This window comes from Acetanaerobacterium sp. MSJ-12, assembly GCF_018917875.1.
GTDB lineage: Bacteria > Bacillota > Clostridia > Oscillospirales > Ruminococcaceae > Bittarella > Bittarella massiliensis.
Genome location: NZ_JAHLPK010000010.1, coordinates 1 through 23,750, shown reverse-complemented (window position 1 = coordinate 23,750; position 23,750 = coordinate 1). Strand labels below are relative to the sequence as shown.

General features: G+C 60.4%; 18 protein-coding genes, 4 tRNA genes and 1 rRNA gene. 5 read left to right on the top strand and 18 right to left on the bottom strand.

The annotated features are described in order from the left end of the window. Positions 1–14 precede the first annotated feature (14 nt). The 6 genes from KQI11_RS10985 to KQI11_RS10960 all read right to left on the bottom strand — a co-directional run bounded on the left by KQI11_RS10985 (position 15) and on the right by KQI11_RS10960 (position 9,046). Complete coding sequence (locus KQI11_RS10985; RefSeq protein ID WP_216402146.1) at positions 15–1,088, bottom strand: nucleoside hydrolase; 1,074 nt, start codon at positions 1,086–1,088, stop codon at positions 15–17. A gap of 125 nt (positions 1,089–1,213) precedes the next feature. Further along, positions 1,214–1,570 carry a hypothetical protein gene (locus KQI11_RS10980; protein WP_216402145.1) on the bottom strand — a complete coding sequence of 119 codons (357 nt, stop codon included), beginning with the start codon at positions 1,568–1,570 and terminating at the stop codon, positions 1,214–1,216. A 318-nt stretch (positions 1,571–1,888) separates the two neighbouring features. Next, the gene (locus tag KQI11_RS10975; protein ID WP_216402144.1) at positions 1,889–2,488 is read right to left on the bottom strand and encodes a TetR/AcrR family transcriptional regulator; all 600 of its coding nucleotides are present in this window, start codon (positions 2,486–2,488) and stop codon (positions 1,889–1,891) included. Next, positions 2,485–6,243 carry an efflux RND transporter permease subunit gene (locus KQI11_RS10970; protein WP_216402143.1) on the bottom strand — a complete coding sequence of 1,253 codons (3,759 nt, stop codon included), beginning with the start codon at positions 6,241–6,243 and terminating at the stop codon, positions 2,485–2,487. Before KQI11_RS10970 ends, KQI11_RS10975 begins: the two co-directional genes overlap by 4 nt. Before the next feature lie 282 nt (positions 6,244–6,525). After that, positions 6,526–7,746, bottom strand: a complete 1,221-nt coding sequence (locus KQI11_RS10965) for an MFS transporter (RefSeq protein WP_216402142.1) — start codon at positions 7,744–7,746, stop codon at positions 6,526–6,528. Between the two features lie 70 nt (positions 7,747–7,816). Then, positions 7,817–9,046, bottom strand: a complete 1,230-nt coding sequence (locus KQI11_RS10960; protein ID WP_216402141.1) for an MFS transporter — start codon at positions 9,044–9,046, stop codon at positions 7,817–7,819. Positions 9,047–9,317: 271 nt separating this feature from the next. Here KQI11_RS10960 and KQI11_RS10955 point away from each other — a divergent pair, with 271 nt between their 5' ends. The 3 genes from KQI11_RS10955 to KQI11_RS10945 all read left to right on the top strand — a co-directional run bounded on the left by KQI11_RS10955 (position 9,318) and on the right by KQI11_RS10945 (position 11,916). Continuing rightward, a complete protein-coding gene (locus tag KQI11_RS10955) occupies positions 9,318–10,280 on the top strand; it encodes a LacI family DNA-binding transcriptional regulator (protein ID WP_216402140.1) in 963 nt (320 codons plus the stop codon). 69 nt (positions 10,281–10,349) lie between these two features. Further along, entirely contained in the window at positions 10,350–11,297 is a 948-nt protein-coding gene (locus tag KQI11_RS10950) for a PfkB family carbohydrate kinase (RefSeq protein WP_216402139.1), read from the top strand. A 64-nt stretch (positions 11,298–11,361) separates the two neighbouring features. Continuing rightward, a complete protein-coding gene (locus KQI11_RS10945) occupies positions 11,362–11,916 on the top strand; it encodes a nucleoside 2-deoxyribosyltransferase (protein ID WP_216402138.1) in 555 nt (184 codons plus the stop codon). 135 nt (positions 11,917–12,051) lie between these two features. Here the strand turns inward: KQI11_RS10945 and KQI11_RS10940 are convergent, their stop codons facing one another. The 7 genes from KQI11_RS10940 to KQI11_RS10910 form a co-directional block, all read right to left on the bottom strand. Further along, positions 12,052–12,624, bottom strand: coding sequence for a histidine phosphatase family protein (locus KQI11_RS10940; protein ID WP_216402137.1), 573 nt, complete (start codon positions 12,622–12,624; stop codon positions 12,052–12,054). A gap of 84 nt (positions 12,625–12,708) precedes the next feature. Continuing rightward, positions 12,709–13,080 carry a hypothetical protein gene (locus KQI11_RS10935; protein ID WP_216402136.1) on the bottom strand — a complete coding sequence of 124 codons (372 nt, stop codon included), beginning with the start codon at positions 13,078–13,080 and terminating at the stop codon, positions 12,709–12,711. Between the two features lie 511 nt (positions 13,081–13,591). After that, positions 13,592–13,668 (bottom strand) — tRNA-Arg (locus KQI11_RS10930). Positions 13,669–13,710: 42 nt separating this feature from the next. Further along, a complete protein-coding gene (locus KQI11_RS10925; RefSeq protein WP_353653976.1) occupies positions 13,711–14,103 on the bottom strand; it encodes a bis(5'-nucleosyl)-tetraphosphatase in 393 nt (130 codons plus the stop codon). Positions 14,104–14,296: 193 nt separating this feature from the next. Further along, complete coding sequence (gene typA, locus KQI11_RS10920; RefSeq protein ID WP_185916708.1) at positions 14,297–16,114, bottom strand: translational GTPase TypA; 1,818 nt, start codon at positions 16,112–16,114, stop codon at positions 14,297–14,299. A 1,144-nt stretch (positions 16,115–17,258) separates the two neighbouring features. Beyond that, entirely contained in the window at positions 17,259–17,828 is a 570-nt protein-coding gene (gene lexA / locus KQI11_RS10915; RefSeq protein ID WP_353653974.1) for a transcriptional repressor LexA, read from the bottom strand. Between the two features lie 240 nt (positions 17,829–18,068). Next, complete coding sequence (locus KQI11_RS10910) at positions 18,069–18,836, bottom strand: hypothetical protein (protein ID WP_216402133.1); 768 nt, start codon at positions 18,834–18,836, stop codon at positions 18,069–18,071. 343 nt (positions 18,837–19,179) lie between these two features. Between KQI11_RS10910 and KQI11_RS10905 the strand changes: the two genes are divergently transcribed. After that, positions 19,180–20,175 (top strand): peptidylprolyl isomerase, encoded by a 996-nt coding sequence (locus KQI11_RS10905; RefSeq protein WP_216402132.1) that lies wholly within the window; start codon positions 19,180–19,182, stop codon positions 20,173–20,175. 120 nt (positions 20,176–20,295) lie between these two features. Here the strand turns inward: KQI11_RS10905 and KQI11_RS10900 are convergent, their stop codons facing one another. Further along, positions 20,296–21,741: an MATE family efflux transporter gene (locus tag KQI11_RS10900; RefSeq protein WP_216402131.1), complete on the bottom strand. Its 1,446-nt coding sequence runs from the start codon at positions 21,739–21,741 to the stop codon at positions 20,296–20,298. A 253-nt stretch (positions 21,742–21,994) separates the two neighbouring features. On the opposite strand from KQI11_RS10900, the gene KQI11_RS10895 reads away from it, so the two are divergent. Then, positions 21,995–22,744 carry a class I SAM-dependent methyltransferase gene (locus KQI11_RS10895; RefSeq protein WP_216402130.1) on the top strand — a complete coding sequence of 250 codons (750 nt, stop codon included), beginning with the start codon at positions 21,995–21,997 and terminating at the stop codon, positions 22,742–22,744. A gap of 304 nt (positions 22,745–23,048) precedes the next feature. Here KQI11_RS10895 and KQI11_RS10890 read toward each other — a convergent pair. The 4 genes from KQI11_RS10890 to KQI11_RS10875 all read right to left on the bottom strand — a co-directional run bounded on the left by KQI11_RS10890 (position 23,049) and on the right by KQI11_RS10875 (position 23,633). Then, positions 23,049–23,124: transfer RNA gene (locus tag KQI11_RS10890), tRNA-Asn, on the bottom strand. 7 nt (positions 23,125–23,131) lie between these two features. Next, positions 23,132–23,248: ribosomal RNA gene (rrf, locus tag KQI11_RS10885) — 5S ribosomal RNA — on the bottom strand. Between the two features lie 122 nt (positions 23,249–23,370). Beyond that, a tRNA-Glu gene (locus tag KQI11_RS10880) sits at positions 23,371–23,445 on the bottom strand. Between the two features lie 112 nt (positions 23,446–23,557). Beyond that, a tRNA-Lys gene (locus tag KQI11_RS10875) sits at positions 23,558–23,633 on the bottom strand. Between the last annotated feature and the right edge of the window lie 117 nt (positions 23,634–23,750).

The following is a 23,750-nucleotide window of genomic DNA, read 5'->3' as shown; positions in this document are numbered from 1 at the left end:
CTAAATCTCCCAGCCTATTTGTTGTAGCACTCCGCAAGCTCCTCTAACTTATCCCAAAGCAGCGTTGTGGACTCCAAAACCACCGGATAGCCTTCGTCCGCACGCAGAGCGGTGTCAAATTGCATCTGTCCGCCCTTTTCCCCCTCCTCCAAACTGACGGTGACCACCATTTGTTCGGGTGGTTGGGCAGCTTGTTCATTATTGACCCAATCGACTACCAAATACCCGTACATTCGGTTTCCCTTCTCAGTTTTTCCAATCTCCATATAGAGCTGAGAGAGTCTGCTCTTAGGGCGGTTTTCCGCACAGAGGATATAGCGAGAGGTACCTTGACGAGAAATCAAGTCATCGCGCAGCGGCGTAAACTCAACAAAGCTGCGGTCGCAGATATTATTGACGAGAAAGGTCAGTGAAACGCCGCTATCCATCACCATCTGCAGCGCCTCCGGGTCGTTTTGGGCATTGAACTCGGGCAAGCCGTCCAGCGTACCGCAGCCAGCCACCACCCGCTCTATCTTTCCTATCAGTTCCGGATGGCTTTTCAAAACCTGACCCAAATTAGTAAGCGGCCCCAAAGTGATGATTTGCAGTCTCCCGCTGCACTCGTCAGCCACCTGGCAATAAAGCTCTTCGGCCGTGAGCTCGCTCAAGGCCCGCTCTGTCGGCGGCAACTGCATACCGGCCAAACCGTCCGCCCCGTGGTGCTGTGGATCGGTCACTGCCTCCCGCTCCATCGGCTTTTCTGCTCCCAGCGCAACCGGCACATCCAGATTGGCAAATGCACAGGCCATTAGCACATTGCGCCCAGCCGTCTGTAAATCCACACAGCCCTGGGTCACTGCAATCCCCCGAACGTCCAATCCCTCGCATTTGGCGGCCAGAATCACCGCCAACACATCATCTGCTCCGCCATCAACATCTAAGATAACCGGGATCGGCGATTGTTTGGCAGCACCCGCCGCCTCAACCAGACCGCCATTGGGATATAACGTCCCCCCGGTGGTGAGGACGCGGCCATTTTTATCGTACTTTGCACAGCCGCAAAGCAAAAGCATCACCGCTACCAAAAGAGCTGTAACTTTTTTCATTGCTTATCCTTTCAGCAACAAACGCTGTTTGTCATTCAGTAAGAAAGACCTGTGCCCAAACCTCACATTACCTTATCTCATGATCATTTAAAGTGTGAAAAGATGTCGGAACTACTCTTTTTGTGCTAGTTATAGCTCAGGCGGATGGTTCCCTGGCCGAAGTCCATCGATCCAGATTTTTGTCCAGAGCCGTAATAGGTGGCCGTTCCATACGCAACAGAAGTCCAGCCATAAGTACCTGCATCGATAAACTTTGTTGTCACTCTGCTGGAATTTTTAAAAAGACTGATGTTCATACCAGCATACCCACCATCAACCTTGCCATATGTCTGCGCATTGGCCGCATAGCCTACAGAGGACGTGTAGTGGACTTGACTGTCAGTAAACTTGACATCCGCTGTATTGTAGCCAAAAGCCACACAAGTCGAGACCATCGCGAGCATCAATGCCGCAGCAAATACACGCAGTAACTTGGTTTTCATCTTTCCTTCTCCTTTCATTTTGGGCACAGCCTCTCTTATATAAATCATACTATTTTTTCTTATTTGTATATACTTATTAGAAATATATTATAACATCTTTTCCCTATATTTCGACATTTTTTGAAACAAAAATATGTCTTTATACTATTTTAAGCTAAAAATAAATGTTTTTTGTTTATATTTTTTATTATACTGCGCGTGTTTTTAAAATATAGCCAAAAAACGCGAAACAAACAAAGCATGTTGTCAACAACTTTCTTTTTGTCACCACAAAAAACAGGCCTTCGGAAGAAGGCCTGTTTCCACTATTGACTATTATTACGATAAACTCTTCACCAGCAGGCGGCAGACCTCCTCCACCGCCTCGTCCAGCGGCTGGCGGCCCTGCATACAGGGGGCGCAGTCGAGCTGCTGAAAGCCCATGGTGGCGCTGGTGAACACCCGCCAGACATAGGTCCGGTCGGTGGGCTGGGGGAAGAGGCCCTCCTGCGCCCCCAGGCAGGCCAGCTGCCAGGCCAGTTCCTCCACCTGGGCGCGGCGGGCCTGCATCTCGCTGGAGAAGGCCTGGGCCATCCCCTTCCAGTCGGGGACGCCGCCGTAGAGGAGGAGCAGTTGAAAGGGCCCCATGGACTGGCGGCTGACCTCTCCCAGCCGGGTGAGGGCGGCCCGGCACTTATCCAAAAAGCCCTGGGCCCCCTCCACCGCCGCCAGCACCTCGTCCATCTGGCGGAAGAGGTCGTAGAGGACGGTGTGGGAGATGATCTCCTCCTTGGAGGAGAAGTAGTTGTAGAGGGTGCCCTTGCCCAGACCGGCCGCCCGGGCGATGTCGTCGGCCTTGAGGGCCCGCAGGTCGGCCCCCTGTAAAGCCAGTTTGCGCACCCCCTCGAAGATAGCGATCTCCTTTTCGCTGTAGGTCACAGCTCTACCTCCTCCCCGCCGGCGGGCATCCGCTCGCCGCCCTTTTTGCGGCGGTGGAACAGGTCATAGAGGATGGGCACCACAAAGAGGGTCAGCAGGGTGGCGTAGGCCAGACCGCCGATGGTGACCACCGCCATGGGTTGGAGCATATCGGCCCCGGAGCCGATCCCCATCGCCAGGGTGCCCAGCCCCAAGATGGTGGTGAGGGCGGTCATGAGGATGGGGCGGACGCGGGTGACGCCGGTCTCCACCAGGGCCTGGCGCAGGGGGGCGCCCTCCAGCCGAAGCTGGTTGACGTAGTCGACAAAGACGATGCCGTTGTTGACCACCACCCCGCAGAGGACCAAAAAGCCCAGCATGGAGATGACGCTGATCTCCATCCCGCAGAGCCAGAGGGCCAGCAGGCCGCCGGTAAAGGCCAGGGGGATGGTGAACATGACGATGAAGGGGGAGAGCAGCGACTGGAACTGGGCCACCATGATGCCGTAAATCAGCACGATGGCGAGCCCCACCATCTTCAGCAGCTCGACGAGGGTGGAGTTGATGGTCTCGGTCTGCCCCACCAATTCCACCGTGTAGCCGGCCGGGGGCTGGTAGCCGTCCAACTTGGACTGCAGCTCCCGGCTCACCAAGCCGATGTTGTGCTCGGCGTCGATCTGGGCGCTGACCGAGAGGGTGCGCACCTGCCCGTCGTGGCGGATGGAGGAGAGCCCCTCCTCCTGGCTGATTTGGGCGATGTCTGAGAGGGGGATGGCGGTCTCCTCCCCGTCCTTGGTGACGGTGAGCTGGTGGTCGCCCAGGGTGGCCCGGCTGAGGGCCGCCTCTGGGTCCTTGACCACCACGACGGGGTAGTCGCCGTCCTCCAGGGAGAGGGTGGTGGCAGTGGTCTCGGACTGGATGGCCGCGGCCACCTCCTGGTAGACCTGGGCCACCGTGAGGCCGTAGCCCATGGCCTTGTTCTTGTCCACGCTCACCCGCAGTTCATAGGCCGGGTCCTCCGATCCGTCCTCCACGTCCTGGGTGCCCTCGGTCTCCTCCATCAGGGCGGCCACCTCCTGGCCCACCCGGCGCAGGGTGTCCAGGTCGTCGCCCTGGATCTGCACCGTGAGGCCCGAGCCGCCCATGGAGGACATATCTCCCATGGAGCTCTGGGCGGTGACCTCGCAGGCGAGGCCGGCAGTGGCGTCTTTGATCTGCTGGGCGATGTGGCTGCTGTCCGGCCGCTTCCCCTCGGAAAGGATGACGTACATGCTGACACTGCCGCTGCCGCCAGAACTCATCATCCCGCCGCCCTCCATGGCGCCCACCGTCTCCACCCCGGGCAGGTCGCCGACAATGGCGGCCACCCGGTCACCCATGGCGCGGGTCTCGGCAGTGGTGGTCTCGGGTGGCATCTCCACCGTGACGCTGATTTGGTTGGTGTCGCTCTCGGGGATAAAGGCGGTGCCCATCCGGGTGGCGCCGATGCCACTGACCACCAGCAGCGCCACTACCCCGCAGAGGACCGCCGTCCGATGGGAGAGGGCCTTGTCCAGCAGCCGGGCATACCCGTTCACAAACCGGTCAAAGAGCCGGTGCTTGGTCTGGTCGGGTCTGCGCAGCAGCTTGGAGGAGAGGGCCGGCACCAGCGTCAGGGCCACGATCAGGCTGGCCACCAGGGAGTAGGCGATGGTGAGACCCATGTCGGTAAACAGCTCCCGGGAGATGCCCTGGGTAAAGACGATGGGCAGGAAGACGCAGACGGTGGTCAGGGTGGAGGCGGCAATGGCCCCCGCCACCTGGGCCGCGCCCCGCACAGCCGCCTGGGCCGCGCTCATCCCTTCGCCCCGCAGGCGGTAGATGTTCTCGATGACCACGATGCTGTTGTCCACCAGCATCCCCACCCCCAGGGCCAGACCGGCCAGGGAGATGATGTTGAGGGTAACGCCCGAGAAGTACATCAGCGCCACCGCAAAGAGCAGGCTGATGGGGATGCTGGCGGCAATGGCCAGGGTCGGGCGGTAGTTGCGCAGGAAGAGGAGGATGATGAGGATGGCCAGCGCCCCGCCCATGAGCAGGTTTTGCAGCACCGACTGCACCACAATGTCGATGTAGACCCCCTGGTCGTTGAGGGCGGTCAGGTGCAGGCCGCTGTGCTCCTCCTGCAGTTGGGCCATGGCCGCGCGGATGTCGGCGGACACCTGGGAGGTGGATGCGGTGCTCTGCTTTTGAAAGGTGAGGAGGATGCCGTCGTTGCCGTTGATTTTGGCGTACATCTCGTCGCGGTTGTCCGCAAAGGCCACCTCGGCCACGTCCGACAACTTGATGGTGCCGATGCCCTCCAGATCGACGGTGAAGAGTTCCAGCCCCGCCAGCTCCTCCACACTGGAGAAGGCGTCGCCCACCTTGACGGCGTACTTCTCCCCCTTTTCGGTGAGGGAGCCGGCGGGCATGGAGAAGTTCTCCGCCGCCAAGATCCCCTGAATGGTCTGGGGGGTCAGTTTGCCGCTGAGGCCGGCGGTCTGGTAGGCGGCCTTCTCCGCCTCCTCAAACTGGGTGCGGCCCTGGCTTAACTGCTGCGCTGTGGCGTCCAGCTTCCCCTGGGCCTGGGCGATCTTTTGGGCAAAGAGCATCTTCCCCGCCTCCAGCTGGGTCTCGGCCGGGGCCAGTGCTTCCAACTTGTCGGCCAGGGGGCCCCGCTGGGCCTCCATCTGCCGCAGGCCGCTGTCGGCGGCGGCGATCCCCTCGTCCAACTTGGTCACCGCTTCGCCCAACAGCTGGGCCAGCTGCCCACTCTGCTGGGTGAGGGCGGTCAGCAGGGCCTGTGCCTCCTGCTGGGAGAGAACGCCGGTGTCCTGCAGCCGCTGCACCAGGGCGGTCAGGGCCGCCTCTGCCTCCGGGCCCGCCTGCTCCCCCCCGTCGAGGAAGGCCTGCAGGCTCTGCCGCAGGGTGAGAAGCTGCTCTCTCTGGGCCTTGGTCTGGGCGATGGTGGTGTCCAGGTAGCTCAAGCCCTGGGACAGCTGGGCCTTGCCGTCGGAGAGCTGGGCGGCGCTGTCGGCCAACTGCTTGGCCTGGGCGGCACTCTCGCTGTCCAGCTTTTCCTGGGCGGCCTTGATCTGGGCCTCCCCCTGGTCCAGCTGGGCCTTGGTCTGGGCCAACTTGGCGTCGATCTGGGCGAGCATCTTGTCGTTGAGGGCGTCGATCTTCTGCTGGTCGAGGGTGACCTGGATCTCCTTTTCCAGCACGCCGGTGGCGCTGACCGAGGCCACCCCGTCCACCCGCTCCAGCGCCGGGAGGACCGTCTCGTTCACCAGCTGGGAGAGGGCCTCGGCGTCCTGCCCGTCGGCGTCCACCGCGGCGATCATCACCGGCAGCATATCGGGGTTGATCTTCATCAGGGTGGGGGTGCTCACCCCGTCGGCCAGCTGGCCCTTGACCAGGTCCACCTTGCCGCTGAGGTCGATCATGGCGCTGTCCATGTTGGTGCCGTCGGCAAACTGCAAAATCACCATGCTGGTGTTCTCGCTGGAGATGCTCTGCACCTCTTTGATGCCGCTGGTGGTGGAGAGCCCCTTCTCCAGGGGCTTGGTCACCGCCTGCTCCACCTTCTCCGGGCTGGCCCCGGGGTAGGCGGTGATCACCGCCACATAGGGCAGGTCCAGGCTGGGAAGCAGGTCGGTCTGCATGTTGGTGAAGGAGATGACCCCCATCAACATCACCAAAATGACTGCCACAAAGACAGTCAGCGGTTTTTTTACACTGAATTTGGAAAGCATACGCGCGCTCCTTTCGGGCTGTGGCGCTCTGCCGCAGGGGCGGGGGTCCGGCGCAAATTTGCAGGGGGCGCGCCGGGCAAAGGCCCCAGAGGCAGAACAGGTGACTGACTGGTCAGTCACCTGTCTATTGTACGAGCCTCTCCCCCTCCCGTCAATCGATTTTCCAGACAAAAAGGGGCCTTTTTAAAAAAGTTTACAAACACTCTCCTCCTCGGCGCAAAAAAGCGTCCCTCTGCAAGCGGATGCAGGGGGACGCCTGATAAAGGGTCGAGAGAAAAGGGGTTACTCCTCCACCGCCTCGGTGTGGCTGCCCACCCGGCGGGTGAGGCCCATCAGCAGGAAGGTGCCCACCATCCCCGCCACCGGGATGCACATGGCCGAGAGGAAGCTGACCCGCTGGGCCAGCTGGCCGGCCAGGGCGTTAAAGAGCATCCCCCCAACGGAGGAGGCCAGCCCCGCGTAGGAGATGGCAGTGGCCGAAAACTGGGGGAAATAGCTGCAGGACATGATGATCTGCACCGTGTAGATGGCGCCGACCAGCAGCCCCAGCAGGAAGCTCACCACCGGCCAGAGGAGCTTCTGGTCGATGGTCAGCCCCGCCCCCAGCACCAGCGCCCCCAAAAAGGTCATGGTGATGATGTACTTGCGGGGGGAGAGGGCGCGCAGGATGGCGCCGTTGAGTACCCGGCTGATGATCATCCCCACCGAGTAGCAGGCCATGATGGTGGAGCAAAAGGACACCGGATAGAGCAGGGCGTCTTTGTTGTTGAGGTAGGTGGGCAGCCAGGTGTTGAAGACCTGGGTGGCCGCCGAGAAGATGGCCATCCCGCAGAGGACCAGCATCTGGGGGGAAGTGACGATCTTTTTGTAGGGGATCTTCACCCGCACCCCCGCCTCGTCCACCCCGGAGACGGCGGGTTCGGGCCGCTTGATGACGGCCATGGTGACAAAGTAGGCCAGGGCCAGAAAGACCACCACCAGGCCGAAGGTGGTGTAGGCGGTGTTCCACTCAAAGCCCATCTTGAAGAGGGTGCCGATGAAGACCGGCCCCAGCACCGAGCCCAGCCCGAAGAAGGCGTGGAGGATGCTGATGTACTTGGCCCGCTCGTCCCCAAACAGGTCGGAGATGTAGGCCGCGCAGGCGTTGTCCAACACGCCGGAGACGGTGCCCAGCAAAAAGAGGGCCACCAGCAGCAGCACAAAGGGGGGCGCCATGCCGATGCAGACCAAAAAGCCGCCCATCAGCAAAAACATCAGCCCCAGGGCCTTGTTCTTGTCCAGTCGGTCCACCACCAACACGGTGAGGGCGGTGGCCAGGATCATGCCTGCGCTCTGGAAGATGGAGAAGAGGGACGCCTGGTCAAAGGTCAGTTTGTACCCCTCGATGATGCGGGGCATGGCGTTGCTGAACAGCCCGCTGGAAAGGGCGAAGGCCGCCATGAAGGTGATGACGTAGATGGCCGCGATGGTGCGGCGCTTTTTGTTGCTCACGGATTCGTTCAACTCCTACTCTCTCCCGCCGGCAGAGGGCGCGGCGGGGTGGCCCGCGGCAGATGCCGCGGAAAAACAGGGCTTACTGGGCAGTCAGGGTCTCTTCCTCTTCGCCGCTGTCGGCCCGCTCCACGATCCGCTTGGTGGTGATGAGCACCAGGAAGGTGATGAGCAGCGCGACCACCGGGATGCACATGGCCGCCAGGAAGTTGACCCTCTGGGCCACCTGCCCGGCCAGGGCGTTGAAGCACATCCCGCCGATGGCGGAGGAAAAGCCGGTGAAGGCGGTGGCCGAAGCGGAAAAGCGGGGGAAGTACTCGCAGGCCATGACAAACTGGGCGGTGTAGATGGCGCCGGTGAGCAGCCCCAGCAAAAAGCCCACCACCGGCCAGAGGTACTTCTGGTCCACCAGCAACCCGGTCACCAGCACGCCGGAGGAGCAGATGCTCACCAGGGTGATGTAGTTGCGGGCAGAGATGAACTTGGAGATGTAGCCGTTGATGAGCCGGCTGACGATCATCCCCACCGAGAAGCAGGCCACCACGGTGGAGCAAAAGGAAATGGGGAACAGGTCGGGGTTTTTGTTGTTCAAATAGGTGGGCAGCCAGGTGTTGTACACCTGAAAGCCGGCGTAGAGAAAGCTCACCGCGCAGAGGGAGAGCATCTTGGGGGAGCGCAGCATCTTTTTATAGGGGGTCTTCAGCCGCTTGCCCGAGTCGTCGATGTTCTGCACCTCGGGGATGGGACGCTTGATGACCAGCATGGTCAGGAAGTAGGCCACCGAGATGAAGATGATCACCAGGCCCAGGGTGGTGTAGGCATTGTTCCAGACAAAGCCCATCCGGGTGAGCTGGCCGATGAAGAGGGGCCCCATCAGGGAGCCCAGGCCGAAAAAGGCGTGGAGGATGCTGATGTAGCGGGCCCGCTGGTCGCCGTAGAGGTCGGACATGTAGGAGGAACAGGCGTTGTTGACCACGTTGGAGACAATGCCCATGAGGACAAAGAGCAGCAAGATCAACACGAAGGGGGGCACCGAGCCGATGCAGAAGAGGAAGCCGCCCATCAGCAGGAACATGACACCCAGCATCTTGTTCTTGTCCAGTTTGTCCACCACCAGGGCGGTGAAGCAGTTGGCCAGCAGCATTCCCCCGCTTTGGAAGATGGAGAAGAGGGAGGCCTGTTCCAGGGACAGGTTGTAGGTTTCAATGATTTTGGGGAGGGCGGTGCTGAACATCCCGCCGGACAGGGCAAATGCCATCATAAAGACGATGACAAAGACCGCCGTCACACTCCTTCTCTTTTGATTGGTCACGTGCAATACAACTCCTCACGGTTGCGCAACCGATTGCACAACTTTCACAATTTTTATTCTTGTCAACTTTATCACTCTCCCCTTCCCTTTGTCAATACATATTTTCACAAAAAACATTGCGCCTTTCCGACCAATATGCCGATTTTGTCGGCTATTTGCAAAAAACGCCCCCTGCCCTCTTGACAGGAAATGCAAAAAAAGAGTATCCTTTGAACAGAATGCAACTGATTGCACAGATGTGCAACTGTTTCTAGAGAAAGGAGGAGTGCCCGTGGCAACCTTAAAAGAGGTGGCCAAGCTGGCGGGGGTCAATATCTCCACCGCCTCTCGCGCCCTCAACGACTCCCCCAGCATTTCCACCGCCACCAAGGCCCGGGTGCGCCGGGCGGCTGAGGAGCTGGGGTATCGCCCCAACCTCAGCGCCCGTGCCCTCTCCGGCAAGGGGACCGGCGCCATCGCCCTGGTGGTGTCGGACATCATGTCCCCGGTCTGGAACATCCTGGCCGGCGGGGCCTGCGACGCCGCCAGCGCCGCCTCAGTGCCGGTGCTTCTCTACTGCGCGGAGACAGACGCCGACTACTTGGACCGGGTCCTCCCCGAGATGATCTCCACCGGGGCCGCGGGGGCGGTTTTGGGCCTGCACCTGAGCGAGGAGGCCCAGCGCAAGACCGAGGCCAGCGGCCTGCCCGCCGTGCTGGCCGAATGCTTCCCCATGGCCGGGCTCCCCGCGGTCTACTCCAGCCGCTACGACGCGGCGCGGGAGGCGGCGGCCTACCTGCAGCAAAAGGGGGCCAAAACGGTGGTGCTGGTCACTGTCCCCGGCTTTGACATGGCCTACAACAAGGGCTGTGCCGACGCCCTGAAGGACACCGGCGCCCGCCTGCGGGTCCTCACCGGCCCCAACACCTACCAGGCCGGGTTCGCCCTGGGCTACTCCCTGGCCGACGAGTTATACGGCCCCACCGGCATCGTCGCCGTCTGCGACGGGCAGGCGCTGGGGGTGCAGCACGCCCTGCAAAACCGGGGGGTGCGGGTGCCGCAGGACTGCGCCATCCTCTCCCTGGAGGACAGCGTCCTGGCCACCGCCACCTACCCCGGGCTGACCACCATGTCCAAGCCCCTGTACCGGATCGGCGCCAAGGCCGCTGAAAAACTGCTGCTAAAAATCAAGGGTCAGCCAGTGGAGAGCGAGTGCCTCCGCCACACCCTGACCGTGCGCAAGAGCACCCTGTAACAGGGGGAACGCCCCGACTGCCGGCAGGCCCGGCCAGACCGGTCGCCGAAAAGCCGCCGAGGAGGAAGTATGGAAGAAGAAATACTCTTTGTGGGAACCATCAATATGGGGGTCTCCCTCTACCTGCCCGCCGCACCCACCCTGTGGGACACCATCAAGGCCGACGAGACCCGGCTGGAGACCGACGGCACCGCCTCGCGCGAATCGGTTTCCGCGGTGCTGCTGGGGGGACGCGCCGCCGTTTTGGGACGGGTGGGCGACGATGCCTTTGGCCAGACCATGACCGAGACCCTGCGCAGTCGCGGGGTGGACGTGCGGGGGATCACCGTCGCAGAAGGCGTCCCCTCGGGGATGATCTTTGTCCACCGCGTCAGCGGGGAACAGGCCCCCTCCCTCATCTACAGCGCCGGGGCCAACGACAGCTATCGGCCGGGCGATCTGGCAGAATTTGAATCTCTCTTTGAAGGGCGAAAGACGGTGGTGATCTCCAACCGGCTGCCCGCCTGTGCGGTGACCGAGGCCGCGACCATGGCCAAGCGCCACGGGGCCTTTGTCCTCCTCTCCGCCACCCCGGTGGAGCGGCTGCCGCTGGAACTCTACCCCTCTGTCGACATCGTCCTCCCCAACGAGGCGGATGTCTGCACCCTCACCGGCCGGCAGGAGCCCGATCTCAAGACCGCCCGCCTGGCCCTCTCCACCCTCTTGGAGCGGGGGGCCCGCACCGCCATCCTCAAGTACGGGGCCGACGGGGTGCTCATCGCCACCGGGAACGAATTCTTGACCCTGGGGCAGCCCGAAATGGGGATGGAGATCGACAAAAACGGCGACCGCAACATCTTTATCGCCGCCCTCGCCCTGGCCCTCAACCGCGGGGAGGAGCTGTACAGCGCCGCCATCTACGCCCAGGCCGCCGCCTTCCTCTCCCGCGCCAAAGAGGGCATTCGCGCCCAGGTCCCCACCCGGGAAGAGCTGCGGGAGCACCTGCGCAAAAACCCCATCTTCTCAGAGCAGAACTGAATCTCGTCTGAAATGCCCTCCGGGCTTTTCAAATACATACAACAAAAGAAAAGGAGTCACTATCATGGACAAACCCATCTACACCTTCCTTGCCGGCCCCGACTGCTTCTACCCCGATTTTGAAGAGGTCAAAGCCCAGAAGCAGGCCCTCTGCAAACAGTACGGCCTGACCCCCCTGCCCAATGAGGAGTTCCCCGATGTCATCGAGCCCCCCGTCACCTCCGACAAAGTCTGCTGGATGAACATCAAGCGGCTGGAGCGCTGCGAGCTGGTCTTCGCCAACTTCAAGCACTTCCGTGGCTCCGAGCCCGACGCCGGCACCGTGTGGGAGGCCGTCTACGCCTACGCCAAGGGCAAAAAGGTCTACGCCTACTACGACGAGGAGGACATGATCACCGCTGTCGACAAGTACTACGGCCCGGTCACCTGGAAAGAGGAGACCACCCCCGACGGCAAGGTCATCAAAAAGGCCTACGACAAAGACGGCGCCTTCATCGAGGACTGGGGCAAGATGGTCAACCTGATGATGACCGGCACCTTCCCCTGCATCTGCGGGACCCTGGAAGACGCTCTGGAGCTGGCTGCCAAAGACCTGGGCCTGAAAAAGGTCTCCGAGTAATCCCCTGCAACAAATCTCCGTCACCGCGTGAGAACGCCTTGCGTGCCCTCCCCTTGGCGGCGGAACATCTAAAAAAAGAGGTCTGGGAAGATTCCCAGACCTCTTTTTCTGCGCTCAGGCAACAACAGACCTCTCTCAATAGGAGATGTCTGCGACCTCCCACCCGGAAAAGCGCCCCTCTTTAAACGTCATGCAGACCGCCCAGGGCAGCTTTTCCACCATTTCGGCAAACTGCTCCAGCCCGAAGGCGGGCACAAAGTGGTGGATCAGCACGCAGAGGGCGGTGCCGTGGGTGCCGATCACCAGATCCTCTCCGGGATGGGCGGCCAGGGCGTCTTGCAGCCCTTCCACCATCCGCTCCTCCACCTGGGCGAGGGACTCTCCCCCCGGCAGATGGTAGGAAAAGTCGGCCCACTGGCGGGGGGAAAAGTCGGAGAAGTCCTCGATCCACTCCCCTTCGCCCGCCACCCGGCGCTCCCGAAAGCGGTCGTCGCAGAGGACCTGCAGCCCCCGGCTGGCCGCAAAGGGCTGTACCGTGTCGTAGGCCCGCCGGTAAGGGCTGGAGAGGACCGCCCCCACTGCGTGGCCGGCCAGGTACTCCTCCACCCTGTGCCGCCCCTCCAGGCCCCTGGCAGTCAGGGGCCGCAGGGCGTCGCTGTGAACGCTGTGGTCCGATTCGGCGTGGCGGATCCAGTACACTCTCTGCATCCTGTTCCCTCCGTTCAGGCGGCGCTGCCGCCGCTCTGTTTTCCCCTCTATCATACCAGCAGGTCAGACCGATGGCAACCGGTTTTACCGGCTTGCCTCCCCTTTGGGGCTGGTGTAAAAATAGCTGTTTTTGTCCAGGCAGCTGCACCAGTCCACCCGCTCCAACATCCGGGCGAGTTCCTTTTGCCCAAGTCCGCCGGCAATCGGCGTCAGTTCAGAGAGCCGGACCACCCGGTGGGCGTTCTCCTCAAAATGGGCCCGCACCCGCTCTTCCAGCGGCTCCCTTTTCGGGGCGGGGGCCGGTGTTTGGGGGTGGCGGCTCCAGTACGTGCTCAACAGCAGCCCCACCCGCTTTTGCAAGGCCGGCGTCACCCCCGGCCACCCCGCCGCCTCTGCCGGGGAGAACCCGCGCAGGTCCTCCATCTCCCGCAGGTGGTGGAGCTGGCAATAGCGCACAAAGGGCGCGTATACCTCTTTTGTAAATACCTCTTCAATCAACTGCAAACCAAAAATCAGTCCTTTCGCGTGATGCCACGAGAAGATAGTATACCGACTTTTCCCTGTGCAGACAAGACTTGACATTTGCAGCGCAGCTGCTCTCCTCGTTTTCCCTTCTCCTCCAAAAAACTCCCTCTTCTCATAAGGCAAAATCGCCTCCTCTTCCCCTCCCTTCCGGCTGCTGAAGGCGATGGCGGTAGGGCCCTGCCGGCTCCCCCCAGATCCGCTAAAAAAGCCATCGGCCGGTCTCCCTTCTGTTTTGAAGGGGAGCAGATACGGCCTCCAGCGGTTTCGTTGCAACATGCGCCTCAAACCCGCTGCAAAAACAAAAGGCCATAGAAAAACCTATGGCTCTTTTTCATTTTTCTCTATTCTGTGCCAGTGGGCAGGGCAGTTAAGGCGTTGCCGCACGCCCTTTGGCAGATACAAAAAAGCAAGCCGCTCACAAAAAAATCATGAGCGGCTTGCTTGGTGCGCCAAGAGGGACTCGAACCCCCGACCTTCTGATTCGTAGTCAGACACTCTATCCAGCTGAGCTATTGGCGCTTGTAACGTGCTTATATATAATACACCGGCTGCCGACCGTTGTCAAGCCAAATTGCGAGATTTTATATATCGTAAGGCCTTGGCAAAGGTGTGCTTGTCGTTGGAGTAGGTCAGGTGCCCCGGCACCTCGTCCGGCCCGAAAAACGCGTAGTCGGAGATCTCCTCCTCCTGGATGGTGACCTCGGGTTCCCCCACGATCTCGCAGAGGAAGTAGACCACCGTCTTGTGGATGATGGTGCCGATATCATAGGCCACGCTCTCCCGAAACTTGCCCTGCATCTTCACCTGTACGCCGGTCTCCTCCAAAATCTCCCGGCGGGCCGTCTGCCGCTCGCTCTCGCCGGCCTCCATGTGCCCCTTGGGAAAGGCCCAATGGCCGCCCTTTTTATGCCGAATCAGTAGGAAGCGAAGCTGGCCGCCCTCCCTGGTGTACACCACCCCGCCACACGATTTTTCCCGACGCAAACCGATCTCCCCTTTCCTTTCTCTATCATACAGAAAAGCCCTCTGCTTGGCAAGATGCCTCTCCCAAAAGGGGCATCGGCGGCAGAATTTCTCCCTTTTGGGCAAGAAAAAGCTCCGGCGCACAGGATTTTCTGTGCGCCGGAGCAGATAATCGCTCGCTCTCTTATTTGCGGTGGGTGATCTTGGCCCGCTGCTGATTGTTCAAGATCTTCTTGCGCAGGCGGATCGACTCGGGGGTGACCTCCACCAGTTCGTCGTCGGAGATGAACTCCAGCGACTCCTCCAGGCTCATCACCCGGGGCGGGGTCAGCCGCAGCGAGTCGTCGGAGCCAGAGGCGCGGGTGTTGGTCAGGTGCTTGGTCTTGCAGACGTTGACCACCAGGTCCTCGGCCTTGGGGTTGGAGCCGATGATCATCCCCTCGTACACCTCGGTCTGGGCGGGGATGAAGAGGGTGCCCCGCTCCTGGGCATTGAAGAGGCCGTAGGTGACGGCGGTCCCGGTCTCATAGGCCACCAAGCTGCCCACCTGGCGGGTGGGGATCTCGCCCTTGTACTCCTCATACCCCTCGAAGATGGTGTTGAGGATGCCCTCGCCCTTGGTGTCGGTCAAGAACTCGCTGCGGTAGCCGAAGAGGCCGCGGGAGGGGATCAGGAACTCCAGCCGCATCCGGTTGCCGGTGGGGTGCATCTCCACCAGCTGGCCCTTGCGGGTGCCCATCTTCTCCATCACGCTGCCTACGCACTCCTCCGGCACGTCGATGGTCACCCGCTCCACGGGCTCCATCCGCTTGCCGTTCTCCTCGTGGAAGAGGACGCGAGGGGTGCTGACCTGCAGCTCATACCCCTCCCGGCGCATGGTCTCAATGAGGATGGAGAGGTGCATCTCGCCCCGCCCGGCCACATTGAAGCTCTCGGTGGTGTCGGTCTCGCTCACCCGCAGGGAGACGTCCTTGAGCAGCTCTTTGAAGAGCCGGTCGCGCAGCTGGCGGGAGGTGACGTATTTGCCCTCTCTCCCGGCAAAGGGGCTGTCGTTGACCGAGAAGGTCATCTCGATGGTGGGCTCGGAAATCTTGACAAAGGGCAGCGGCTCCGGCGCATCGGGGGCGCAGATGGTGTCGCCGATGGTGATGTTCTCCACCCCGGAGACACAGACGATGTCGCCGAACTGGGCGCTGTCCACCGCGTCGCGGGTCAGGCCGTCGATCTGGTAGAGGTTGACCACCTTGCCCCGGCGGGGGGTCTGGTCGCCGTGGTAGTTGGTGACCACCACCTCCTGCCCCTGTTTGATGGTGCCCTGCTTGATGCGGCCGATGGCGATGCGGCCCACGTACTCGTTGTAGTCGATGGAGCTGACCAGCATCTGCAGAGGCAGCTCGGGGTCGCCCTTGGGGGCGGGCACCTTTTCAATGATCTCGTTGAAGAGGGGGATCAGGTTGTCCCCCAGGTCGCTGTAGTCCAGGGAAGCGGTCCCCTCCCGGCCAGAGCAGTAGACAAAGGTGCTCTGCAGCTGCTCCTCGCTGGCGTCCAGGTCCAAAAGCAGTTCCAGCACCTCGTCCTCGATCTCCTCGGGGCGGGCGTCGGGGCGGTCGACCTTGTTGACCACCACGATGATGGTGTGGCCCAGGGCCAGCGCCCGCTCCAGAACGAACCGGGTCTGGGGCATAGGGCCCTCGAAGGCGTCTACCAGCAGCAGCACGCCGTCCACCATCTGCAAGACCCGCTCTACCTCGCCGCCAAAGTCGGCGTGGCCCGGGGTGTCGATGATGTTGATCTTGACCCCGTTGTAAAAGAGCGAGGTGTTTTTGGAGAGAATGGTGATGCCGCGCTCCCGCTCCAGGGCGCCGGAATCCATCACCCGGTCGCGCACCACCTGGTTTTCGCGGAAGATGCCGCCCTGTTTGAGCATCTCGTCTACCAGGGTGGTCTTGCCGTGGTCGACGTGGGCAATAATGGCAATATTTCTCAAATCGTTTCTAGTCAAACTGTGTTCCTCCCCAAGAATGGCTGGCTGTCAAACGGTTTTGGCTCGCTGCCCGCGGCAGGAAAAGCAGCCGGCGGAAGTGTGATCTCCCCTCGTCCGGCTGTACAAGCCCTTTAACTGTCTTATTATACACCGCCACGCCTAAAAAAGCAAAAATATCTCACAAAAAATAGTCAAAAAATTCATCGCAAGCGCCAAATCTAGCCTCTCTTTTCTCCTTTTACCCACTTATCAGCTGTACCGTCTTTTCACAGGCGGGCACGGGCCTCAAAAGCGCAGGGAGAAGTGCTGCTTTCCCCTTATTTCAGCTAGGGGCCATACCGCCCCCCCGGCAGCCGGTGAGGGGAAAGGGTCGACACCTTTCCCCCGCAATTGCCCGCTGCCAGAACCCGCCGGGAAAAGGGCTCTTTCCCCACCGCCGGCATGGGGTGGAAAGGAGGGGCACGGGGGAAAAAGGCCGACCTCTCCCCGCAGTGGAGTGCGGAGAGGCAGCGCGGACAGCGCGCAGGGGCAAAATCCCCAAAAAAGAAAGCACAGCCCCCGAAATGTAGAGGCCAGCGCGGCTTTCTCCCATCTCAGTCCAAGTCTACTCTCTTCCGACGGCCAGCGAGAGCGATAGGGGGGAAAAGCTTCCCTTCTCTCTCGATTGTCTGCAGCCAGGGTCCAACATGGGAAAAGGCCTTTCCTCTCTGCCGGCACAGTACGGCTGTAGGGGAAACGCGATCCTCTCCCCGCAGCGAAGCGCGAGGAGGCGGCATCGACGCCGCGCAGGGGCAAAGGACAAAGCCTGTGGAAAGAGAAGTGCAACATCCCCCCAAGATACCGAGGGCGGCGTGCCTTTCCCCATCTCAGCACGGGCCCGCTCTCTCCCGACAGCCGCCAGAGGTGATGGGGCCCTTCACCCCGTGCTTGCCTGTGGTCAGCGCTCGCCGGGGAAAAAGTCCCTCCCTTTCCCCGTTACCGGTACAGGACAGGGCAGCCTGAGGGGGAGAGCAAAGAGCACCCTCTCCCCGCAGCAAAGCACAAGAAGACGGCGCTGTCCGGCGCGCAGGCAAAGCCCGTAACAAAAGGGCAGACAACGCACTAAAAATGCAGAGGCCACCCCAGCAACAAACTGGGGCAGCCTCTCCTCTGTCAACTTTCTTCAGTAATTGCGGATGAGCCGCACCACCCGGCCCAGGATGGCCACAGTGTCGGGGTAGATGGGGGACAGGCGGTCATTTTCGGGCTGCAGGCGGACGCGGCCGCCCGGCTCCCGATAAAAGCGCTTGACGGTGGCCTCGTCCTCGATCAGGGCCACCACGATCTCCCCGTCGCGGGCTTCAGGGGTCTGCTGCACCAGAATGATGTCCCCCTCGAAGATGCCGGCGCCAATCATGCTGTCTCCCTTGACCCGCAGGGCAAAGAGCCCTTCGCCCCGCAGGTCGCTGACGATATAGTCCTCTATATCCTGCTGGGCCAGGATGGGGGTGCCAGCCGCCACTGTGCCCAGCAGAGGGATGGCGGCGGTGTGCCGCCCAGTGATGCGGATGCCCCGGTTTGAGCCGTGAACCACCTCGATCTCGCCGTCCTCCTCGAGCATCTTCAGGTACTTGTGGGCGGTGCAGGTCGATTTGAAGCCCATGGCCGCACAGATTTCCCGCACCGAGGGGGGGATGCCCTCCCCCACCTGGCGGTACAAAAATTCCAGCAGCTCCCGCTTTTTTCGCTCCACCTTTTCCACGTCTCTCACCTCTCTCTAAAGTTCAAATGATCACTCAGGTTTTTTCACCTTTTATTAACATATCATTCACAACAAATTGGGCTTCAGGGCTATAATAAGAACAAGCCTAAAGACAATGCCGCAAATGTTTTTAGGACTGCACTATCCTCCTCAAAAGCACCCCTCAGGCTTTTGAATGCCGCCGCCCGCAAGGTTGGCGGCATTTTTTCGCTTTCCGCCCGGCAGCCGCCGCTATTTGAGGTAGATGGTGTGCCTGCGCTTTCTCTTTTTAAAGAGGACGCGCAGGGCGATCGCCCCGCCGGCCGCCACCGCCAGAATGCCGATGAGAACGGCCGGAGACTGCCAGTTGGCAAACCAGTCGTCCCCCTTGGGCTCGGTGGGCAGGCGGTTGGGGGTGCCCGGTATCTGCGGGTTTTGGATCCCCCCGGCCGCCCGGTCGTAGATGAGGTAGTCCTGCCCCTTGTAGGTCAGGGCGACCCGCCCGTCGTCCCCCTCAAAGGCAAACTCGCAAAAGACCCCGCGGGAGTTGACAAAGAAGGTCACCGCCGCCGTCTCGGCGTTCTCCTCCCCTGCGAGGGTGGAGGCCTGGACCGGCAGGGCGGTGCTGTCCAGCCGGTAGGCGCCGTTGTCCAGGACAAAGCCGCCCCACATCTTCTTTTTTAAAGAGAGGATGGCCGCGTCCCCCGGCTGCAGGTCCCGCAAGGCCTCTCCCCTCTCCACCTTGATTTCGCGGCGGACCTCACTGGAGGGCAGGGGGCTGCTCCCGCCGCCGATGGAGGAGGAGCTCTTGGGGATCTCGCTGATGGAAAAGGTGATGCTCCCCTCCCCCACCGAGGTGACCGTTCCCACCGCCAACAGGTCCTGCCCGTTGTGGGTGAAGCGGTAGAGGGCGTCAGCTGCCTGCGCGGGCAGGGCCAAAGCCAAAGAGCCCAACAGCGCAAGCAGCACTGGAACGAGAGCAAAACGCCGCGAGCGGCTGGTCGATTTGTAATGCGTCATGAAAAGTCCTTTCCCCCGGCCAGAGAGCCGGTGGTCTTGGTGCAATATTTACAAATAGTATACCAAAAACTTTGTTCTCTTGCAATTGCCCTTTGGGTGTGGAAAACTTTCGCAATTCTCGCAGCGACAATTCCCATGGCACCGGTGTTTTCAACATCGAATTCCACAGCTGTGGAAAACTCACCCATCAGAATTCCACAGAATTGGATATTACTCGGGGTTTATCCGCTTTTTTTGCAGATTGACGCTCATTTCGCAAAGGATTTTCGCACTTTTCACACAGTCTACACATTGGTTGGGTAAGCTAAAGGCGTACCCAACCACAGAGTAAAGGAGAAACCACATGCATCTTTCCCAGCATTTTCAGCGCGTCGCCGCCGTCGGCGCCGCCTCTCTACTGACCCTTGCCGCCCTGACCGGCTGCGGGGCCAAAAACTCCCCTCTCGTGGTGGACGGCAAGGGCGTCTCCATGCCGGTGGTCATGACCATCGACGGGGACAAGGTCTCAATGGACGAGTACCGCTACTACTTCCTCAACATGAAATACGGCTATGACAACGGCGATGACACCGCCTGGGAAGGGCAGGACGAGGTCAGGGCCCAGCTCTCCGACTACGTGCTCAAGGCGCTGCAGTCCAACCGCGCCATCCGCGCCCTGGCGGACGAGTACGGCCTCTCCCTCAGCGATGAGGAGAAGGCCAGCGCCGACAGCCAGCTGGCCTCTGTCAAAGAGAGCTACGACTCGGAAGAGGCCTTTCAGGAGGCGATGACATCCGCCTACCTCACCGAGGACCTCTACCTGCAGCTGATGCAGACCAGCTACCTGCAACAAAAGGTCGAAAACCACCTCTTTGGCGAGGGCGGCACCATGGAGGTCACCGACGAGGTGCTGGGCGAGTTCTTGCAGAAGCGATACGCCCACGTGAGCCATGTCCTGGTGACCAACGAGACCGAGAACGCCGAGGCCTTAAGCCAGGAGATCCTGGAGCGGGCCCGCAGCGGCGAGGACTTTGCCACCCTGGTGAGCCAGTACAACGAGGACCCCGGCCTGACCGAGGACGGCTACTACTTTGGCCCCGGCGAGATGGTGGAGGAGTTTGAAGACGCCTCGTTTGCCCTGGCCGAGGGAGAGATCAGCGACGTGGTCAAGACCTCGTACGGCTATCACATCATCAAAAAGCTGCCCATCGACCAGAGCTATATCGACGAGAACCACGACTCCCTGGTGACCGCCTGCAAGGACGCCCTCTTCAACGACCTGTTGGAGGAGAAGATCAGCAAGCAGGAGGTCACCTACAACAAAAACTACGACAAAATTTCGGTGGAGACCCTCCACTAAAACCAGCCGACCAGATGGCACTTGGCGCCACTTTTTCATACTTTCCGGGGAAAGCCCCCTGCTCGCAATGAGCAGGGGGCTTTCTCTGTCTTGACAGTTGTTTCTAAAGATTTGGGTATGTCAGAGGGCGTCGTTCCCCTCGGCCACAGGAGACACGCCACCGGTGACGGCTTTCTCCCGCCATCGGCCGGAGCGGACCCGGATGTAGGCCAGGATGGACTCGGAGGTATAGCTGAAAAAGTAGGCCACTGCCACCGTATAAAACCCGAGGAGGGAGGCAAAGCTGTATGCCGCGATCATGCGAAAGAGCATCCCTCCGGCGGTGATGAAGGAGACGGCCAGCACGTCGCCCGCCCCCCGCAGCAGCCCTTCACTCATAAACATGAAGGACATGGGGAAGTAGGCGATGCAGAGCATCCGCAGGTACTGGGTCCCCACCTGGATGACAGCGCCATCGCTCTCGGCCTTGATAAAGATGCCGATGAGATTCCCCCCAAACAAAAAGAGGATGACCGCCATGGCGGCACAGAAGATCATCGACCAGAGGATGCTCACCCGATACCCCTGCTTGACCCGGTTCAGCCGGCCGGCGCCGATGTTTTGGGCACTGTAGTTGGAGAGGGCGTTGTGCAGGTTGTAGATGGGGAGGGTGAGGAAGAGCTCGATCTTCTGGGCCGAGGTGTAGGCCGCCATATAGAGGCTGCCAAAGCTGTTGATGATGCCCTGGATGAGCAGCCCGCTCACCGAGAGGACGATCCCCTGCAGGGCGGAAGAGGCCCCCAGCTTGACGATCAGCCCCAGCAGGTCGGCCCGAAAGCGGCCGAACCCGTGGCGCAGCCCTGTTTGCCCGTCGCCCAGGCGGGCGATGCGGCACATCAGCAGGGGAAAACCGATGGCGCAGGTGAACACCTGCCCAATGACGGTGGCCAGGGCCACGCCAAAGACCCCCCAGCCAAAGCCAATGACAAACCAGAGGTTGAGGACAATGTTGAGAAGGCCCCCGGCAGCCATGCAGTAAAGGGGCGTTTTCGAATCGCCCAGGGCGTTGAAAAGACTGCCGCCGATGTTGACCAGGAAGATGAAGAGAAAGCCGATAAAAATGATGGTGAGATAGGTGACGCTGTCGGCAAAGACGTCCTCCGGTGTGTTGAGAAAGCGGAGGAGTGCAGGGGTAAAAAGGACCCCTAAAACGCTGATGAGGATGGAGGTGACGACCGTAAAGAGGACCGAAGTGCTGAAGATGTCCTTGATTTCTCTGCGGCGGCCTTCACCGAAAAACTGGCCGGTGACAACGGCAACCCCCACCGAAAAACTGGAGGAGACAATGGTTCCCATATAAAAGATGGGGCCGGCCCCGCCGACTGCCGCCAGGGCGCCCGCCCCCACAAACTGCCCTACAATGATGGTGTCGGCCAGGTTGTAGCACTGCTGAAAGATGTTGCCGATGAGGATGGGGATCATGAAGAAAAAGAGGGTTTTCCCCGGCGGGCCGGTGGTGAGGTCGCCGGGAATATAGGGCGGGTGGGCGGAGGGATCTCCCCCCAGCCGCCGTTTGAATAGCTGCATCTGTATCCTCCTTGCAGATCGGGCCGGCACACGGACCGGACAGGTATCGCCTTCGGCCTTTTGGAGCGCCGCGCCCCCAAAAGCCCGATAGAAATTAGTATACAGGAAAGAGAGGACAAGTGCAATCATTCACTATTTTTTCTTTTTTAGTACATTCATTTTTGTGCCTATCGGATATTTTCGCTTCCCTTTTCTTTTCCGCTGTGCTATACTTGGTTTTACTCGGCTAAACACCAAGACGGAGGAGGCTGTTATGGACAAGCTGCAAAACATCTATGACCACCCCGATTTTTACGAGGGATACCGCTCTCTGCGGGAAAACCCGGTCAACTACAATGTTCTGCTGGAACACCCAGCTCTCCTTTCCCTGTTGCCGGATCCCGCGGGAAAGGATGTACTGGACCTGGGCTGCGGCTTTGGGGAGGTCTGCGCCCTCTGCGCGCAGCGGGGTGCCCACTCGGTGACGGGGATCGACCTCTCCCAACGGATGCTGGCGGCCGCAGAGCGGGAAAACGGGGGCCGCGGGATTCGCTTTGAGCAGATGGACATGAGCCGAATCGGGGAGCTGGGACAGCGCTTTGACTTGATCCTCAGTTCGCTGGCCGTCCACTATGTGGAGGATTTCGCCGCCCTGGCAAAGAGTGTGGCCGACTGTCTGCGGCCCGACGGCGTTTTCCTCTTCTCTCAAGAACACCCCATCGGCACCTGTCACATCGACGAGACCGCCCCTTATTGGGTATATGGGGAAGATGGAAGGGCCCTCTACCATCCTCTAAACGACTACGGCCGCCCGGGAAAGCGAGAGATCACCTGGTTTGTGGACGGAGTGGTCAAGTACCACCGCACCTTTTCACAGCTCATCAACGCCCTGACGGACGCCGGGCTCGCCGTCGAGCGGATGGAAGAGCCCCTTCCCTCTCCCGAGTTGGTGGCGCAGTATCCCTTCTTTGAGAAGGAGTACCACAAGCCCAGCTTCCTGCTGATCCTGGCCCGCAAAAAGTAAAGAGTACCTGATAAACAGAGGGGGCGAAGGGTCGGATTGAGCCGGGTTTTCGGCACTATACATAACTGCGGTGAGGCGGCACCCTCTCCAAAAAAACTGTCCAGCGGCGCTCCTCACGCCCCCCTATCAAAAGACAGAGAAGCTGACAGCGGGCAGATAGAAGATTGAACTGGCGCGCTGCGGATTGGCACAGCACCAAAAAAGCCCCCGCACTGTCATGACAGTGCGGGGGCTTTTCCCTTTTTGATCAGAAGGAGACTGGTCCGGAGCCAAAAAAAGAGCACCTGTTTGGGTGCTCTACTTTTGGCTCCCCCTGTTGGGCTCGAACCAACGACCCTGCGGTTAACAGCCGCATGCTCTACCAACTGAGCTAAGGAGGAATATTTGTGTCGGCATCGCCCTATTTTCCCAGGCAGCTTCCCACCAAGTATCTTCAGCGCTGCGTAGCTTAACTTCCGTGTTCGGGATGGGAACGGGTGGATCCTACGCGCCATCAACACCGACTTCGCCAATTGCTCTGCAAGTGGCCTTGACATCTGCCTCAAAGTCCACCGAACTTTGTCTTTGCTTTCGCAAAGCACTGCATCTGTCTGTATATAATGAACGACTTTCGCCGTCATTATTCCTGGTGACCCGTGGGGGAATCGAACCCCCGTTACCGGCGTGAGAGGCCGGTGTCTTAACCGCTTGACCAACGGGCCAAATCAATTGCAGAGCAATTGATTTTGACATTTTCCTCAAAGTCTCAAGGACTTTGATTTTGCTTCGCAAAATACGAAAAATGTCCCCGTCAACTCACTCTACAATCGCTTTTGGTGCACCATCAGGGACTCGAACCCGGGACCCACTGATTAAGAGTCAGTTGCTCTACCAACTGAGCTAATGGTGCCTAAATAAACTGCTTCGCAGCCCGCCGGACTTCCGCCCGGCTCCTTCTGCAAAAATACAGCTTGAAAACTGAATAAAGGGGAATAGACTGAATGAGAACTGCTTCACAAGGTCAAGC